The sequence below is a fragment of the Sphingobacterium arenae genome, from assembly GCF_014692505.1.
Taxonomy (GTDB): domain Bacteria; phylum Bacteroidota; class Bacteroidia; order Sphingobacteriales; family Sphingobacteriaceae; genus Sphingobacterium; species Sphingobacterium arenae.
In genome coordinates this window covers 1-16,678 of the sequence record NZ_JACNYK010000006.1, presented here as the reverse complement: position 1 = coordinate 16,678, position 16,678 = coordinate 1, and the positions used below count along the sequence as shown (strand labels likewise).

The window sequence follows — 16,678 nt, the reverse complement described above, 5'->3', positions numbered from 1 at the left end:
AATCATGATGGTTTCATGACTGAATACTTTTGGACATTAAAGAGAAATTTGGACACCCATATTAACTACCCGCTGAACGGGATAGCCCAAACCGTCTCCTGCCATTTCCACATCCCACATTTTAAAACCGCTCCACACCAATAAGTTGGTGCCGCTCAAATAAAACCTAGCCTTGGTTAGTTTTACCCGATCGGTAATCCGTCGTGGTAATGTATAGCCAATTTCTGCATTTTTGAGACGCAAGAAAGCTCCGTTTCGCATAAACCAGGTACTCGTTTGGTTGGTATTGGGGTGTAAACCCGTGCTTAGACGTGGCCATAAGGCATAGGGATCTGGATTATCCTCCGACCAATAATCATCAGCATAGGCCTGCAAAACATGGGTCTTTAGCTGCTCCCCGCTATTTTGACCCACGCGGAATGGAGAAGTAGATTCGATATCTAACCAAAAGGATTCACGTGCCAATCCTTGAAAAAACACGGAAAAGTCGAAGTTTTTATATCCTAATGATGTTCCAAATCCGTAAACAATCTCTGGTGTTTCTGGATAACCTATCGGTACCTGATCCAACGAGGTGATCCGTCCATCGCCATTAACGTCGCGGTATTTGATATCGCCTGCCATCACCGGTTCTCCAAAATTTTGGCTCGGCGAATTATACACTTCCTGATCATCAATAAACAGGCGCTCGGCGATATAGCCCCATTTCTGTTTAATAGGGTATCCTACGCGAGACTTCCAAGGTTCGTTGTCATACACCGGCTCTTCGTAGGCCAGAAAATTACTGGAAGCATAGGTAAAGTTAGCTCGTCCCTGTATCCAAAAATCGCTGCCTATATTTTGAGAATAGTCTACAGAAAAATCAATCCCCGATCCTTCCGCTTTTCCAACATTGGCCCGGGGTATAGCATCTGCTGCCAGCCCCATCGATGTCGGGATAAAAGAACGTGTCATCAGGATATCGGTTCTACGCTCTTTCCAGTAATCGACGATGACGTTCATATTATGAAACAACCCCATATCAAAACCAATATTGGCTTTGTATGATTTCTCCCAGCCGATAGCTGCGTTGGCATATCGTTTAACCAATACACCATCTCTTCGATAGAGATTTTCGAGTCCAAATACCGTCCCTCGCCCCGGATTGTTCAGATCAACTTCCGACAGATAAAAAAATCGGTCACTGGCACTGCCTATAGCATCATTCCCGATCAGGCCATAACTGCCCCGAAATTTCAAGTTCGTGATGGTTTGGGAGAGCGGCTCCCAAAACTTCTCGTTGGACACCTGCCAGGCCAAACCGGCAGAGGGAAAAAAACCAAAGCGTCTGTCTGCATGGAATCGTTCGGAGCCGTTATAGCCAAAGTTGAACTCGGCAAAATAGCGTTCATCAAAAGAATAGGTCATCCGTCCGGAAAGCCCTAAATTTCGGCTTGGCAAGGAGGTTTGTAAGGTATAGTCTACCTCGGGATCTTTAACGCCTTCATTCTGGAACTTGTTCTGCATCAAAAACACGAGCAATCCGCTGATACCATGTTTGTTAAATGTGCGATTATAGGTTGCTGTACCTTGAATATAGGTCGTTGCGGTAACATCGGGAATACTTTGCATATAATCTAAATATTCCGTTCCGGAATCTGGGTTCAACGCATCAGTCAAGGTAAACGCATTGGTCAATCTATCGTAGGAACCCACATCGTAATAAAAAGGACTGTATGATCGTCTTGTCGTGGAATAAGCATAACGCGATACATTGAACATACCCTGTAGCTTGAGCCCTTCCGTGATAAACGATAGATCCTGTTTCAATTCAAATTGTGCCAACATCGTGCTCCGGCTGTAATCCCGGTAACCACTGACGAGTCGCGCATAGGGATTTACCATTAAGGCATCACTGGAGTTACCAAAAAGAATGTGGTTGACATACTGATACTGGTCATTCGCTGGAAAATAGGCGGGAAAAGAAACCGGATCGGTTCGCATCGCTAACCGATAATAATGCGAACCGGATTCCTTTGGCCCTAGGTAATCATCAAACGTTCCGTAGAGTCTTACGCCCACTTCGGTAGATTTAGTAAGATTGACATTGACATTCGAACGAAGCTGGTAACTTTTTAAGCTGATATTATTATTAAAGTTATTTCGTTTATCCACATTCATGATCCCGTTATCGTGATTGTAAGTTGCCGCGATATAGTAACGGGCATTTTTTCCGCCCCCCGTCACGTTCAGGTTTGCTCTCCTGTTCATGGTATGATCCTTAAACAACATATTCAACCAATCGTTATTGGGATAGACATATGGATTTGCGCCAGCTATCGTATTGTCAATTTTAGCGGGGGAATATGGCACATCGCCAAGGGGGTTACGGGTCAGCACGGCCTCGTTGTTCATGCGCATATAGGTGATGTTATCCACTAGATCAACCGTACTGGTCGGTGCTGAAATGGAGTTTTCCAGACGAACAGCGATCGATGTCCTGCCTTCCACCCCTTCTTTGGTACTAATTAATATAACACCATTTGCGCCCCGCGCGCCGTATAAAGCGGTTGCGGCGGCGTCCTTCAATATGGAGAAGTTCGCGATATCATCTACCTGCATACGAGACAAATCGCGGCTGGTCATCTCGACCCCATCGATCAAGATTAAGGGATTCTGTTTGTACCCAAAGGTCGTTACACCTCGTATAAAGAAATCAGCGTCATCTGCGCCAGGTTCACCGCTTCGCTGATAAGCGACGACACCTGCCAGACGCCCAGCCAATGCTGTGGAAAGGTTGCTGGACGGAACCCGTAGCTCTCCCGGGTTGATCGTCGTGATTGCACCGACGACCTCTTTCTTCTTCTGCGTTCCAAATGCAACGACAACAACATCTTCCAAACCACTGGTCGCATAGTTCAATGCGACATCCACAACAGATTTACCTTTCACGGCAATTTCTTGGCTGTCAAATCCCACCATACTGAAAACCAAGATCGCATCGCTGCTTACTTCCAAAACATAACGCCCATTTAAGTCGGTTGTCGTTCCTACGTTACTCTTATTTTTCACGGCTACAGAGACGCCAGAAAGTGGTGATCCCAGCGAGTCAACAACTAAACCGTTTACTCTTACTTGCTGTTGAACAACGACGCTTTTCGGTTTCGAAACGGGTTCTTCTTTTTCCTTTACCAGAATATTCTTTTTCACCACCTTGTACGTAAAGGGCACGTCCTTAAAACATTCGGCTAATACATGGGTAATCATGCTGTGTTCGATATCTACACTGACGCGCGTTTTGTTAATTTTCGGGCTATTGTAAATAAAAACATAATCGCTTTGTTTCATGATGGATTTAAACACATCTCCCAATGGTGTGTTTTTGACATGCAGTGTTATCTGCTGGGCATGTACGGTGGCATTTGCTGGCGAAAACGTAACGCCCACCCAAATAAATAAAAAACTGACATGCAACGCATTACAACGGAGACCGTTCACTTTCTGTAATACGGTGGTAAACCACAGCTTTAATTTAACTGTGGAAAATGAATTTAATTTCATTAATTTTGTTATATTAAAAGTTAATACTGAATATGTTCGCAATAATATTCGTAAGCTTTTTACTCTAGAGTCTCTCACACCCATGAGAGACTTTTTCATTTCGCTAGTAACCTTCGGGAATTTTCGGATAATACTTCTCCATAAATTTATAATTTAATTGATTGTTATCGTTTATAGGTTTGAGACGACTATTTTCCATTTCGATTTCTGCTTAGCGTCTTTTATTAATCGATATTTCAGATTAAAATAATCTAGAATTTCCAGTGCTTCTGCGGCATTTACATTTCGATAGACACGTCCCCATAGATTGATAGCAGGCACATCGTCTTCAAACTCAAAATCGAAATTATACCAGCGTGCAAACTCGGCTAATACTTGTTCTACCGGTGTATTTTCGAAATAGAAAAGTCCGTTTTTCCAAGCAACAGCATTTGACAGATCTACTTTTTTAACCGCTAGCCTATGCTGTCCATTCAATACCGCCTGTTCGCCAGGCTTCAATATCCGAGAAGTCCGTTTCTCGCTGTTGCTATAATCGATCATCACACTACCTTCTAAGAGTGTTGTGCTAGTTTTTCGGGTATCTTGATAGGCATTAATATTAAAATGCGTGCCCAGTACTTTCACAGATTGATTTTGCGTCTGGACAATAAAGGGTGACAACATATTTGGAGCCACCTCAAAGTAACCCTCTCCCGTTAATTCAACGCGCCTTTCTGTTTTAGAAAATACAGGCGGGTACTTCAAGGAAGAGGCCGCATTGAGCCAAACTTTGGTGCCATCCGGTAATAACACCTGATACTGCCCTCCTTTCGGCGTTGTTATGATATGATAAGTTGGTTCTATTTCACCCGCCGACTGTGCGTTGTTGTCGGTAGCATATACCTGATACAACAACTGTCCATCTTCTGTTTTGGTAACCACAACCCCCTGTTGTTCGACAACATTTCCTGTAGGGATGTCATTTAACGAGATCATCTCCCCATTTGCTAATCTTAATGTCGCCTTATTCTCGCCCGGCAATATGTCTTCGCTCAACGTTTGCTGAACCAAATCTGCATCACGCGATTTCGCCCGATCTTTATAAAATAGGAAACCAATAGTCAATGTTACCAATAGTAACGCAGCAATTGTGGTGAATTTCAACACCCTACTTTTTGAAAAGAACGTTCTCTTTGGTTCTGGCGCAAAAGACGCCGGATTATAGTCGGGCAGAATAGCGCCTAACATCTTTGTCCTTTGAACCGTCGTAAACATTTCTTCATCAAGGTCCGGAAATTGGTATGCTTCTTCCAATAAAGACACGATCTCCTCCTCTGGTGCCGAATGAATATACTGCATCAGCTCATCCCTTTCACTCAGGCTTGCGGTTTTATCAACATATTTCCCAAATAGATAGTTAATCCGTTCTTTGTCCATTCTTTATTAGGCAAATGAGCTTCACAATTTATATAAAGACGATAGATTAGGAAAAAAGGGGTAATGGGAAATGAAAAAAATTAGAAATAAATCAAAGCCATAAAGAGCAGGCCTAAATTCATATTTTGAATTTGCAACTTTACCTGTTGTTTTAGAAAAGCCAACGCCAGTTGCATGTGTTTCTTAACCGTTTCTTTGGAGATGCCCATATGGAGGGCAATTTCCTCATATTTCAATTTTTCATACCGGCTTAAATGGTAGACTTTCTGTTGTTGTGGAGGTAATCTGGAAACGGCTTTTTCAATAATTATGTTGTATTCTTCTAAAGGAGAGGCGCTATCCATCACGTAACTTTCCTCTTTCATCTGTTGAAAAACAGCAAGTTGCTGTACACGTTTTTTGGCTATTGCTCGAAGATGATCTACTGTTTTATTCTTCGATAAGATGAAAAGATATGCTTTAAAGCTATCTATATTACCTACTATTTCTCGCTTCTCCCATACTTTGATGAATACCTCTTGTACAATTTCTTCTGCCGCTTCTTTGGATTCCGTAATTTTATAGACATAAGCGCCAAGAAGCTGATAATAGGCGTCAAAAATCATCGTAAAGGCTCGTTGATCCCCTTCAGCAAGTCTATTTAAAATCTCTTTCTCGTTATGGATGAGCGGTTTCAAGTTCAAGGCTTTAATGCGTTCACGTATCAAACAGGGATTACTTTTTATGCTGCAAACATATGTAAAACGAATAAATACGTTATTATAAAGATGTTATCAAAATATTAAGTTCACCTCAAATGTACATTAAAAAGTAGAAAGAATAAAACGATGCACAAAGCAACTGCTCTGACCACTCATTTTACCTTATAAGCCCTCCTTCAACGACGAGAAAACTTATTCACTAAACACGACTTTATACGCATTTCTTTTATCCGTTTTCCAGGCATGCCCCTGCGTGGTTGGCGAAGCGCCAAACAAAGGCGAGAAAGTCCGAACGCTAACCGTTTTGTTGTCTGGAAAAAATTCCAGAATCCTTAACCAGCCGTCACCACCATTTCCGCTACGTCCGCCTCCGCCCATGGCTTGCGCATCGAACAAAATTTGATGAACAGATTTTCCCTGATCATTTATGCCTTCTTTATAACCTTCCCCAGAATAATGTCCGCTAAGCACCATCTCTATATTTCCTGCAGGCTTCACTAATTTCTCCCAGATTTGCTTTCCATTGTTCGCGGAGGGAAGCGTAATGCCCCTGGATTTTAATATTTTTCCATCAACTTGATAGGGTTCCCATAAAAGCCAGGTGCTCGGCTTGTCCCCTAATTCATCCTTAGGGCTCAAATAACTATGGGTCAACAACACGATACGATGATCTTTATACTGCTCCATCGCAGCGACATTTTTAGCCCAAGTAATGATCGTATCTCGAGGCGCGAACTCGACCGTCATAAATAAATAGTCTTTACCGTTTAGATCCTTTAATTCGTAGACCGAATTTGCTAAAGTCTGTTGATCTTGCTCATCTCGCGCGTTTTGTACTAAATATTTCCCATTTAAAAAGTTCTTATCTACATGAAAAAATTCATTATAACGTGAGGTACGGTTTCCTTCGCGATCTACGCTATAATCGTGATTTCCGGTTGCCATCATATAAGGAACTTTTCCATCTAGGCGATCAAAAGAGCCTGCTGATGCTTCCCATTGCTTTTGGGTGGATTGATTTCCATCATAGTCTTTTGTTATCTTTTCATTCGTCTGTACTAAATCGCCTACACATACCACCATGCGGATATTGAGCGTGTCTAAATTCTCCTCAATCCATGCCGTCATGAGTTCTAAGATAGGCTGATTGCGGCCCCATTTTACATAATTCTGAATATCAGGGATCATAATCATAGACCAGGAATCCTTGTTTTCCAATGCCGGCTTTTTATATGCATTTTGAGCCACTACTGTTGAAAAATTAAAGAGTGCCAGAAAAGTCAAAAGCACGAGGGTTGCTATTTTTTTATTCATGTTTATGGTATTGATATCAACTATTTTTCTTTATCGATTTTGTCCTTGTCCTACTAATAACCGGGATTTTGTTCTAAGTTATCATTAATTAAAATTTCTTTATTCGGAATGGGCCAAAGATACTGCTTAGCATCAAATTTTCGATCACCCAACTTCGAACTGTATCCCTTGGTATATAATTCATCCAGGTTAGGGTATCCGTTCTCGTCTACGGTCGGCGTAATCGGCCAAAACCATAAGTCGGTATTTATCAACTTGCTTTTCATTTCGGTGATAGGCAACAACCCATAATATGGTCGGGCTAAAGCGTTCTCAAATTCCTTCCAACGATGAAGGTCCCAAAATCTGCGTTGTTCCCAAGCAAATTCAATTCTTCGTTCTATACGTAAAACTTTTCGAAGTTCGCTTTGATTTTTTTCGACTATAGCAGGGTACTGACTAACCTCGCCAACCCCTACTCCGTAGGCTCTTGCGCGCACTTCATTGATGGCATCATATACCGATTGATCCACATCATTCAGTTCTATTTTCGCCTCTGCGTACATTAATAGTACATCCGCATACCGCATAATAATAACGGGGTTATCGGCTTGGTAGGTAAGCCAGTTTTGATCCGCATATTTTCTTAGCTGCAGGCCGTTATAGGACGCATGTTGGGTATATCCTTTTGTATCTTTATTTTCTACCATTTGCCCGGTGTTGACGTTCAAGACACGTTCTGCTCTCGGATCAGGATCATAGATAACGCCTAAAAATTCGGATCCAAATTCGACGATGGTCGCGGCAAGTCGGGGGTCTCGATTTTCAAAAGGGTCTTTCGGATTGAATAGCGGCGATTCATCGATCAGCAATCCATCCGTACAAGGATAGATGGCCAGCAATTCCCACGACGGTTGCGCCACAGCATTACCACCGATGGTACGTGGCATAAAGTTTTTCGAACTCCAAACGATACTTAAATCACGGGATCTTGGTATAGAGAAGATCGTTTCAGACTCTGCTTTCTTTGATTGAAAATAACGTTCATAATCGGAATGCAAGGCATATTTTTCGGACGCCATCAGTTTCTGTGTTTCTTCCTTTACAACCTCCCAATCCGACATCCATAAGGCTACCCTGGCTTTCATCGCTATAGCCGCACCCTTGTTTACACGATTTACTTCCGAAGCGTTATTCTCTTCCGGCAAGTTTTCAATGGCATAATCAAAATCAGCATATACTTCTTTCAGTATCTCTTTTGCATCGTGCCGCCCTAACGCAAAGGCCTCTTCGATGGAAATGGTTTGTTTAAAGAACGGCACATCACCGTATAATGTAATTAAACGTCCGTAAAAATTCGCTCTAAAAAAGGCGGCTTCTGCTCGTAATCTATTGATGACTTCCTCGGGAAGGGTTTCTGCAGCTCGTTCTAAACTCTCCATAATCCGGTTTGCCCGACTGATTCCCTTATAGGTATTCAGCCAAGTATCCTCGCTCTCTGCCCATTCACTCGTAATCGCTCCGGCAGAATATTCGTAAACCACGAGTCGTTGCGCCCAATCATCCGTCCATCGGTCGGTTTGAAAATTGACTTCCAGATTCCATACATAAGTCCGGTATAAATCATTCAGTGACATCTCTATTTCGGTTTGATCGGTATACCAGTTTTCACTGGATCCCTCCGATGGGGGTACCAAATCTAATTTAGCACACGATGTAAAGAACAAACTAACGGCCAGGTATAGTATAGGTGATTTCTTAAAAATGTTCATCATCTTGACTTAAAATTTGATATTTAATCCAATACTATACGTACTGGATATATAAGAACTGTTAATCGATTCGGGATCATAGCCCGGCGGATAATCACTTATGGAAAACAAGTCTGTGCCGGATACGTAGAGGCGGACGGCATTCATATCAATACGATCCAAGAAACTTTTAGGCAGGTTATAACCGAGGATTACATTCTTCAGCCGGAAATAATTTCCTTTGAATAACCAAAAGTCTGACATCTCATAATTATTATTCTTGGCACTTTGATGTGATAGCCTTGGAAAACGCGCGTTTTCATTCTGCGCGACGGTATTGTATAGGCTCCAATAGTTCCCGTCATAATAGGTGGACGGGCTTGTCCAAGTCGACTCAAATGGCTGTATCATATTGGGGGCTAAGCGGCTAGATTGCTTACCGACACCCTGAAATATGGCAGAAAGATCAAAGGCTTTGTAACCAACCGAGATATTTCCGCCATAGGTATAACGGGGAAGAGAACCGCCCAACAACACCTTATCGTATTCAGGGGTAATGGCACCATCCGGCACACCGTCCGGTCCGGATATATCACGATAGCGTACATCACCCGGTTTCACGGCATTATGCAGCAGCGCGGCATTATCGACTTGTTCCTGCGTTTGAAACAGGCCGTCCGAGATATAACCAAACCATTCATGATACTGACTACCCTCCCGTATGATCTGATCTCCCGTAAAAACGGTACCTCCCAGATACCCCATGGTCGACTTAAAATCCGAAAGATTGACGGATGCGGAATAGCGAAAATCATTCCCTATGCGATCGCTCCAATTGAGAACAAATTCCCAGCCCCGTGTTTTCATAATCCCTGTATTTTGGTCGGGGTTATCAAAACCTAAATAGTCAGGAACCTCCAATTCTAACAACATATCCCGGGTGCTCTTCACGTAATAATCGGCCATTAAACTTAAACGATGCTCGAAGAAACCTCCATCCAGACCAATATTCCATGATTCTGTTGTTTCCCAACTGATATCCTGTATAGCATAAGCCACTTGCGCAGCGGTTGTTTTAGATACGATATTATCCCCTTGATAAAAAGGTGCCGTGAAGAAACCAATCGTGGATTGGTATGGGTAATACCCAATGCGTTCATTTCCGAGATTACCATACGATCCTCGGATTTTCAACAGCGAAATCCGATCTATATCTTTCATAAAAGATTCTTCAGAAATTGACCAGCCTACCGATACGGAAGGAAACAGCGCCCAGCGGTGATCGGGATGGAACCTGGACGAACCATCATAGCGAAAGTTTGCCTGTAGGTAATATCTGTTATCGTAATCATACAATAATCGACCAAAGAGGGAGCGGTAAGCCGACTCCATTGCGTTACCCGAATTAAGCATAGCATTTCGGTTTCCGAGATTCAGATAGGGAAAGCCTGACAGCTCAAAATCCTCACTTTGTGCGTTCAACGCCTCTCTTTTATACGTGAAGTCCTCATAACCTGCCATGAGGTTCAGGTTGTGCAATTCGAGTCTCTTTCCATAGTTTGCAATAAATTGCTTGGTCATCGTACGAACTTCGGCGCGGGTTTCATATAAATTTGTTTTATTATGCCCGGAGATATACCCACCTAATATCGTCGGGTCGTCGGCATCATACCAGGGCAATTTCTGAACGAAATTCTTACCTTTTTCGAAATGGAAGAAGGGGGAAAGCGTTCCTGTAAACGTCAACCCTTCTATCGGTTGATATGCTAAGGACAGGCGGCCATTAAATTTACTGTGTGTCGTTTTATCAAAACCACCGCCTTGAATATCAGCGTACATATTGGACCCATCTTTACCGCCTGCTATACGGCCGTCAGACCACAAGGCGGCATAAACGGGCGCATATTTATGCGCGGAGTTTATCGGATTGGACGTGGGGTTATTACTCAAAGAATGGTTTAAAGTAACGTCAAAATTTGCTTTAAACTTACTGGAGAACTTGATCTGATTATTTGCTCGAGCTATGATCCGTTCATAATTCCGGTTATCATATAAGGCTTCTGTATTCTCATAATTTAAAGAAATGCGATTATTTACTTTTTCGCCTCCATGAGCGAACGTTAGCCCATGTCTTTGGCGTGGTGCTACATCTTTAATCAATAAATCAATCCAATCGGTCACGGGGTAGTTATTCGGATCGGTCTTGTTATAATTCAACCAGTTTTCGACATCATCTTGCGAATACAGCGGATACTCCGCTCCTTCGGGATTGCCGGCATCATTCCACATCGCTTCATTCCCCATTTGTAAATAACGCGTGGCACCGACACTTCGGGGGAACGTGGGAATCCGATCTATCCCCATATTCAGATCGGCTTCTAGTCGGGTAGTACCTGCCACCGCATTCTTCGTTGTAATTAATATCACACCGGCCGCCGCACGAGCACCATAAATAGAGGCGGATGCTGCATCTTTTAAAACCGTAATATCCTGAATATCGTTGGACGAAATATCATCTATGTTGGTGTACGGAACACCATCAACTATAATTAAAGGGCTACTGTCGCTAATCGTGGTTACCCCTCTGATTTTTATATCGGCTCCAGCTCCGGGCAAACTACTGTTTCTTGTTACCGTGACACCGGGGATCAGCCCTTGTAACTCTTGTGACAATTGCGTTCCATTAATATACTCTAATTTATCACCGCTCAGCGTACTTACCGCGCCCGTCAGGTCTTTCTTTTTCATGGAACCATAGCCGATCACCACGACTTCGTTCAAGTCTACATAATCTTCCTGCAGAACGACATTCAAAATTTGTTGATGACCGATTTCAACTTCTTTCTCGGCATACCCAATTGCCGAAAACTTCAACTGGCTACTGCCGGTGCGCAATACGATAACATAATTTCCTGCCGAATCGGATAGGGTTCCGCGATTACTAGCAGCGTCTTTAATGGTAACTTGTGAAAGCGGTTCACCGGCTTCATTGGTAACGGTTCCTTTTATGCTTTGCGCATAAATAGTGGGGATAAAAAAGAGCAATAATACAGAAAGTAACGGGTATTTCATGGATACATTATTTGGGGCAAAGGTCTGCCTTGCGAATTACCCTATGGTTACTTCAGTATTAAGTTATGGCAAACAATCGATCTCCAATCGAGATGACGTCGCCTCGCTAAAAACATAAAACATCGTCCGGTACAGGAATATAAAATTCGGAACTGTCAGGACAAGTAAAAAGGGCTGTACCTTCGTGTAAGATACAGCCCCTGCATGTTTGTGCTTATTTTTCGTTAACCTCTAAGCTTAGGTTTATTACTCTTGCCTCTGATAATATTCCAAAGGCGTTTACGTAACGAAACCTCCTGCCCTTCTCCGTAACCATAGCCATAACCGTAACCATAGCCATAGCCCCGTTTGAAGTCCACATCGTTAATAACAACCGCCATATTCTTCAACTTGCCCTCTTCGTAGAGTTCCTTCGGAATATTCAATAAGCGTTTGTCTAAGTAGTTTGCACGGGTCACAAATATAGTCATGTCGGCATGCTCCGCAATCAATAACGTATCGGTTACCATACTCACCGGTGCCGTATCCACAATCACATAATCGTACTGCATTCGTCCAAAAGCGATCAAATCTGCAAAGTGCCCGTTCATGAGTAACTCTGCTGGATTTGGTGCGATATAGCCCGAATAGATGATATCAAAATTATACGGTGCCGGTTTCTGGATCACAATATTGGATACCGACATCTCCGGGTTTACGAGGTATTGCGTAATCCCGATGTTGGTATGCTGTAAGTGCGATAACCCTAAATAATCCAATACTTTCGGTGAACGGATATCCGCACCGATCAACAAGACTTTTTTGCCCGACATCGACAGAATCTTCGCGAGGTTGGTTGCGATGAAAGATTTACCTTCACCGGAAGTGGTTGATGTTACGTATAAGACCGCAGATTCACTTTTCTTGCTGTTGCCTAGCATAAAGGTGATATTCGTCCGCAGGATACGAATGGCCTCCGCAAGCGAAGAACGGTCGTTATCTTCGATAATCGGATGGTCAGAGGTGGGTATTTCACCCAAAATAGGTGCATGCATCGCTTCTTCGATATCTTTACGGGAGTGTATTTTGTTGTCTAGTAAGAATTTGATGTATAGAATGGCGAAGGGTATCAAGAAGCCCAGAATCAACGCGCCGAGCATTACCAGCATTTTTCGAGGAGCCACAGGCAACTTATAGCCATACGCCGCATCCACAATTTTTATATTCGCCGGAGTCGCCGCCGCTTTAATCTCCGTTTCTTCCCGTTTCTGCAATAAGAACAAATAAATCGTCTCCACAATCTGCTGCTGGCGGGAAATATCTTTAAAGCCACGCTCTTGATCCGGCATCTGATTGAGTTTACCTTCAAACTTACTTTTCTGCCCCTGTAATGCATCGACGTTGCCCTGCAATACCTTCCGATAATTGTCTAAGGAGACCTGTAGATTCCTATTAATCTGGGCAATATTACTGTTCAACTGTTGCACCACCGGGTTATCTGGTGTCGCCGATTTCAATAAATCGTCCCGTTCCAACACCAAGTCGTTGTAACTGTTGATATTCGCTTGTATCGATGGATCCGTTAAACCAATATTAGACGGCAATAAATTGTATTCTGTCCCAGAAGTCGCCTCGCCCATCATATCGGCCAAGCTTAACTGTGTCTGGTATTCTACTAATTTCTGTTCGTTGGCAGTTGCATTCTGCATATACAAGCGTGCTTCTTCCTGCATATCCATCAAGCTGTTCCGGTCCTTAAAGTCGGCTACTTTAGAGTCCGCTTCCGCTAAATCCCGAGCAATAAGATCCAATCGCGAGGTAATAAACTTCGATGTTGCTCTTGTCACCTGTGCCTTATCGTAGGTCACATCTTCATTATACTGATCGATGAGCGAGTTTAAAATCAACTCCGATTTCGCAATTAGGGGATAGTCCATCGAGAAATTCACCAAAAAGGACTGCGTTTCTTTATTCGGTGTAATTTGAACCATATTCCGTAAAATATCGACCGTAATATCTGTTGGAATATAACTCACCAGCAAATCGCCTTCCCAAAGCTTATTGGTTTCTTGGGGCACCAAACTAATCGGACCAATAGGAGTTTCTAGTTTGCTTCCCAATGTATAGTCCCTCGTCCCTTCCAACTTATCCTTTATTTTATAGCTGTCCCCTTTCTTATTTATTATAAATGTATAAGCGACTGAATCTAGTCGTGCATGATCTGGTTCGAGTAGCATCACTTTCAGCGGCGCTTGCTTTTCCAATACCTCTGACGACTTGATATTTCCTTTCGTATAATACGAAAGATAAAGTCGGTTCGTCTCTACCACCTTGCGCATCAACCGACGGGAGCGCAAGACCTCCATCTGGTCATTCACGAAAGCCGCCGAAGAACTTCCCATACCGGCCATCGTCGCTAATTCGGACAATCCCGCCATATCGCCTGAAGCCTTCTTCTCATCCTGCAGGAGGATTTTGGCGCTTGTGTTGTATACTTTTTGCGCATAGCGCAAGTAAACGAATGCTATAAATAAGCAGGCTACAACCGAAATAATAAACCACTTCCAATAGAAGGCATATTGTTCAAAAATCTGCTTGAGGTTTAACTCCTGATCGTCCGACTCTTTTACTTTAGGGTAAGGCGTATTTTTCATAAAAATGCTTGCTGCTCTTGGATATTTAAGTTAACGGGTTGCTACGGATATCACGGTAACGATCAAACCGATGACAGAAACAAAAATAGACGTGTTTGCGCTATATTTTGAGTTTTGTATACGCGCTCCATTCGGCTCCACATAGACCACATCGTTCTGCGTCAAATAGTAAGCGGGGGAATTCATCGCTTCTCGCTTTCTCAAATCCAGCCGAAATTCTTCCTTCTTTCCATCCTGCTCCCGGATGATCAATACATTATTACGTTCTCCATAGATCGTCATATCGCCAGCCAATCCTAAAGCTTCTAAAATAGTAACTCGATCATTCTCAATTGTAAAAGTACCCGGACGGGCCACCTCACCCAACACCGTTACCCGAAAATTACGTACTACCATCGAGACACCGGGGTCAACGATATATTTCCCGACTTCTTGTCGTAGCATATCCATAGCTTGGGTTCGTGTCTTACCTGCCAACTTGACCTTGCCCACTTTCGGGAAATCAATCTCGCCATTAGCATCGATGGCATAAGTTGGAATAAACGGATTTGTCGCCTGTATCGTTCCAGTGCCTCCTTGATACGGCGAAACCTGATTAAAGGGTAGCGTTGCCCGCACATCATCTGCCGTCACCGAGATCGCCAAAATATCTCCTGGCTGCAACTTGGGCGCGTTCAATTCATACATAGTATTCAACTCCACCGAATCAGGTTGAAAATATACCAGATTCTTTTTACTCGCACAAGAAGTGCAAAACAAAATAGTCACGGTGAATAGCGTTGATATCGCTCCAAGAATACGTTTAGACATATCTTTTACTTTTATATGAGATTGCAATGGCAAAAACCTTTCCAAAATTCTGTTTATTTTGCACAAAAATAGTGTTTTTCGTTAATACACGCGAATTATTATCGTATAAGTTATCCTTTATTAAAAAACTGCCTAATGACCGTTTTAATCCTCTCCGTTTCTGCGTCCGTTAAGTTTGATCCTGAAGGTAAACAAAGGCCATTATCAAACAGGGTTTCCGCAACATTTTCTCCATAATAAGGAGCTTCAGCAAAAACAGGCTGTAAATGCATAGGTTTCCATAAAGGACGGGACTCGATATTATCATTTAAAAAGGTAAGACGCAAATCCTCTCTCGTTCTCCCGACAACAACTGGATCGATTAGGATAGCCGACAGCCAATGGTTAGCGAAATAATCAGTTGAAGGTTCGGAAAATACCGATACACCATCTACATCTTTAAACAGCTCCACATAAAAATCATGCATCTTACGTCGTGCCTGAACACGATCGGCCAATACTTCCATCTGTCCACGACCAATACCGGCGCAGATGTTGGACATGCGGTAGTTGTAGCCGATGTAGGAGTGTTGATAATGCGGCGCTTCGTCGCGTGCTTGTGTAGAAAGAAATACCGCTTTATCTTTATCTTCTTGTGAATGGCAGACCAGTGCCCCACCACCTGACGTTGTGATGATTTTGTTTCCGTTAAAGCTCAATACACCAAAACGTCCAAAGGTGCCACAGGCTGTACCTTTGTATGTAGACCCTAATGCTTCTGCCGCATCCTCGATAACGGGGATATCAAACTCTTTTGCTACTGCCAAAATCTCATCCATCTTCGCTGGCATACCATACAGATGCACTACGATAATCGCTTTGGGCTTTTTGCCTTTGGAGAAGCGGTCACGGATAGCTTCTCGTAGATGATTTGGACACATATTCCAGGTATTCGGCTCCGAATCTACAAACACCGGGATCGCACCTTGATACGCAATCGGGTTAGCCGATGCCGAAAATGTCATCGATTGGCAAATGACCTCATCGCCATAGCCTACACCACATTCGATCAATGCCAAATGCAGGGCTGCCGTACCGGCCGATAATACCGCGACCTTCACATCAGCTTTCAAAAAAGACTCAATGTCGCTTTCAAATCCGTTCACGTTTGGCCCCAAGGGCGCCACCCAATTTGCATCGAACGCGTCGTGCACATACTTTAACTCGTTACCACCCATATGTGGAGAGGATAACCATATTTTATCGTTCATTACTTGCGTTGTATATAGTTATAATATAAATCTATTAATTCTATCTCTTTCTAGTTCGTTTAGATAGACGGCTCTTCATTTTTATTATTTTTTCACGAAATCCTTCGCCCGGGCAATCGCCTTGGGGAGTCCCTCGACCAATTTCCCTCCGGCCGTAGCAAAGAACGGCTGTCCGCCGCCGCCGCCTTGAATATCTTTTGCCAAATCCT

General features: G+C 43.1%; 10 protein-coding genes. All 10 read right to left on the bottom strand.

Translation table 11 applies throughout. From position 1 onward, the window contains the following. Positions 1-36: 36 nt before the first annotated feature. The 10 genes from H8B17_RS17070 to H8B17_RS20920 all read right to left on the bottom strand — a co-directional run bounded on the left by H8B17_RS17070 (position 37) and on the right by H8B17_RS20920 (position 16,673). Positions 37-3,540, bottom strand: coding sequence for a SusC/RagA family TonB-linked outer membrane protein (locus H8B17_RS17070; RefSeq protein WP_190310448.1), 3,504 nt, complete (start codon positions 3,538-3,540; stop codon positions 37-39). A gap of 171 nt (positions 3,541-3,711) precedes the next feature. Continuing rightward, positions 3,712-4,959, bottom strand: a complete 1,248-nt coding sequence (locus H8B17_RS17065; protein ID WP_190310447.1) for a FecR family protein — start codon at positions 4,957-4,959, stop codon at positions 3,712-3,714. Between the two features lie 80 nt (positions 4,960-5,039). Further along, positions 5,040-5,666, bottom strand: a complete 627-nt coding sequence (locus H8B17_RS17060) for an RNA polymerase sigma factor (protein ID WP_190310446.1) — start codon at positions 5,664-5,666, stop codon at positions 5,040-5,042. A gap of 186 nt (positions 5,667-5,852) precedes the next feature. Continuing rightward, complete coding sequence (locus H8B17_RS17055; RefSeq protein WP_190310445.1) at positions 5,853-6,974, bottom strand: metallophosphoesterase; 1,122 nt, start codon at positions 6,972-6,974, stop codon at positions 5,853-5,855. A gap of 53 nt (positions 6,975-7,027) precedes the next feature. Then, entirely contained in the window at positions 7,028-8,728 is a 1,701-nt protein-coding gene (locus H8B17_RS17050; protein ID WP_223816648.1) for a RagB/SusD family nutrient uptake outer membrane protein, read from the bottom strand. Positions 8,729-8,734: 6 nt separating this feature from the next. Further along, on the bottom strand, positions 8,735-11,776 hold the full coding sequence (locus H8B17_RS17045) for a SusC/RagA family TonB-linked outer membrane protein (protein ID WP_190310444.1): 3,042 nt from the start codon (positions 11,774-11,776) through the stop codon (positions 8,735-8,737). Positions 11,777-12,000: 224 nt separating this feature from the next. Continuing rightward, a complete protein-coding gene (locus H8B17_RS17040; RefSeq protein WP_190310443.1) occupies positions 12,001-14,409 on the bottom strand; it encodes a GumC family protein in 2,409 nt (802 codons plus the stop codon). Between the two features lie 30 nt (positions 14,410-14,439). Further along, a complete protein-coding gene (locus H8B17_RS17035; protein ID WP_190310442.1) occupies positions 14,440-15,219 on the bottom strand; it encodes a polysaccharide biosynthesis/export family protein in 780 nt (259 codons plus the stop codon). Positions 15,220-15,329: 110 nt separating this feature from the next. Then, a complete protein-coding gene (locus tag H8B17_RS17030; protein WP_190310441.1) occupies positions 15,330-16,469 on the bottom strand; it encodes a DegT/DnrJ/EryC1/StrS family aminotransferase in 1,140 nt (379 codons plus the stop codon). 84 nt (positions 16,470-16,553) lie between these two features. After that, positions 16,554-16,673: a hypothetical protein gene (locus H8B17_RS20920; protein ID WP_449441442.1), complete on the bottom strand. Its 120-nt coding sequence runs from the start codon at positions 16,671-16,673 to the stop codon at positions 16,554-16,556. Between the last annotated feature and the right edge of the window lie 5 nt (positions 16,674-16,678).

Bases quoted from the DNA above. Each gene is read 5' to 3' on its own strand.
- H8B17_RS17035 (WP_190310442.1), bottom strand. From the start codon at position 15,219: ATGTCTAAACGTATTCTTGGAGCGATATCAACGCTATTCACCGTGACT.
- H8B17_RS17050 (WP_223816648.1), bottom strand. From the start codon at position 8,728: ATGATGAACATTTTTAAGAAATCACCTATACTATACCTGGCCGTTAGT.
- H8B17_RS17030 (WP_190310441.1), bottom strand. From the start codon at position 16,469: ATGAACGATAAAATATGGTTATCCTCTCCACATATGGGTGGTAACGAG.
- H8B17_RS17045 (WP_190310444.1), bottom strand. From the start codon at position 11,776: ATGAAATACCCGTTACTTTCTGTATTATTGCTCTTTTTTATCCCCACT.
- H8B17_RS17065 (WP_190310447.1), bottom strand. From the start codon at position 4,959: ATGGACAAAGAACGGATTAACTATCTATTTGGGAAATATGTTGATAAA.
- H8B17_RS17040 (WP_190310443.1), bottom strand. From the start codon at position 14,409: ATGAAAAATACGCCTTACCCTAAAGTAAAAGAGTCGGACGATCAGGAG.
- H8B17_RS17070 (WP_190310448.1), bottom strand. From the start codon at position 3,540: ATGAAATTAAATTCATTTTCCACAGTTAAATTAAAGCTGTGGTTTACC.
- H8B17_RS17055 (WP_190310445.1), bottom strand. From the start codon at position 6,974: ATGAATAAAAAAATAGCAACCCTCGTGCTTTTGACTTTTCTGGCACTC.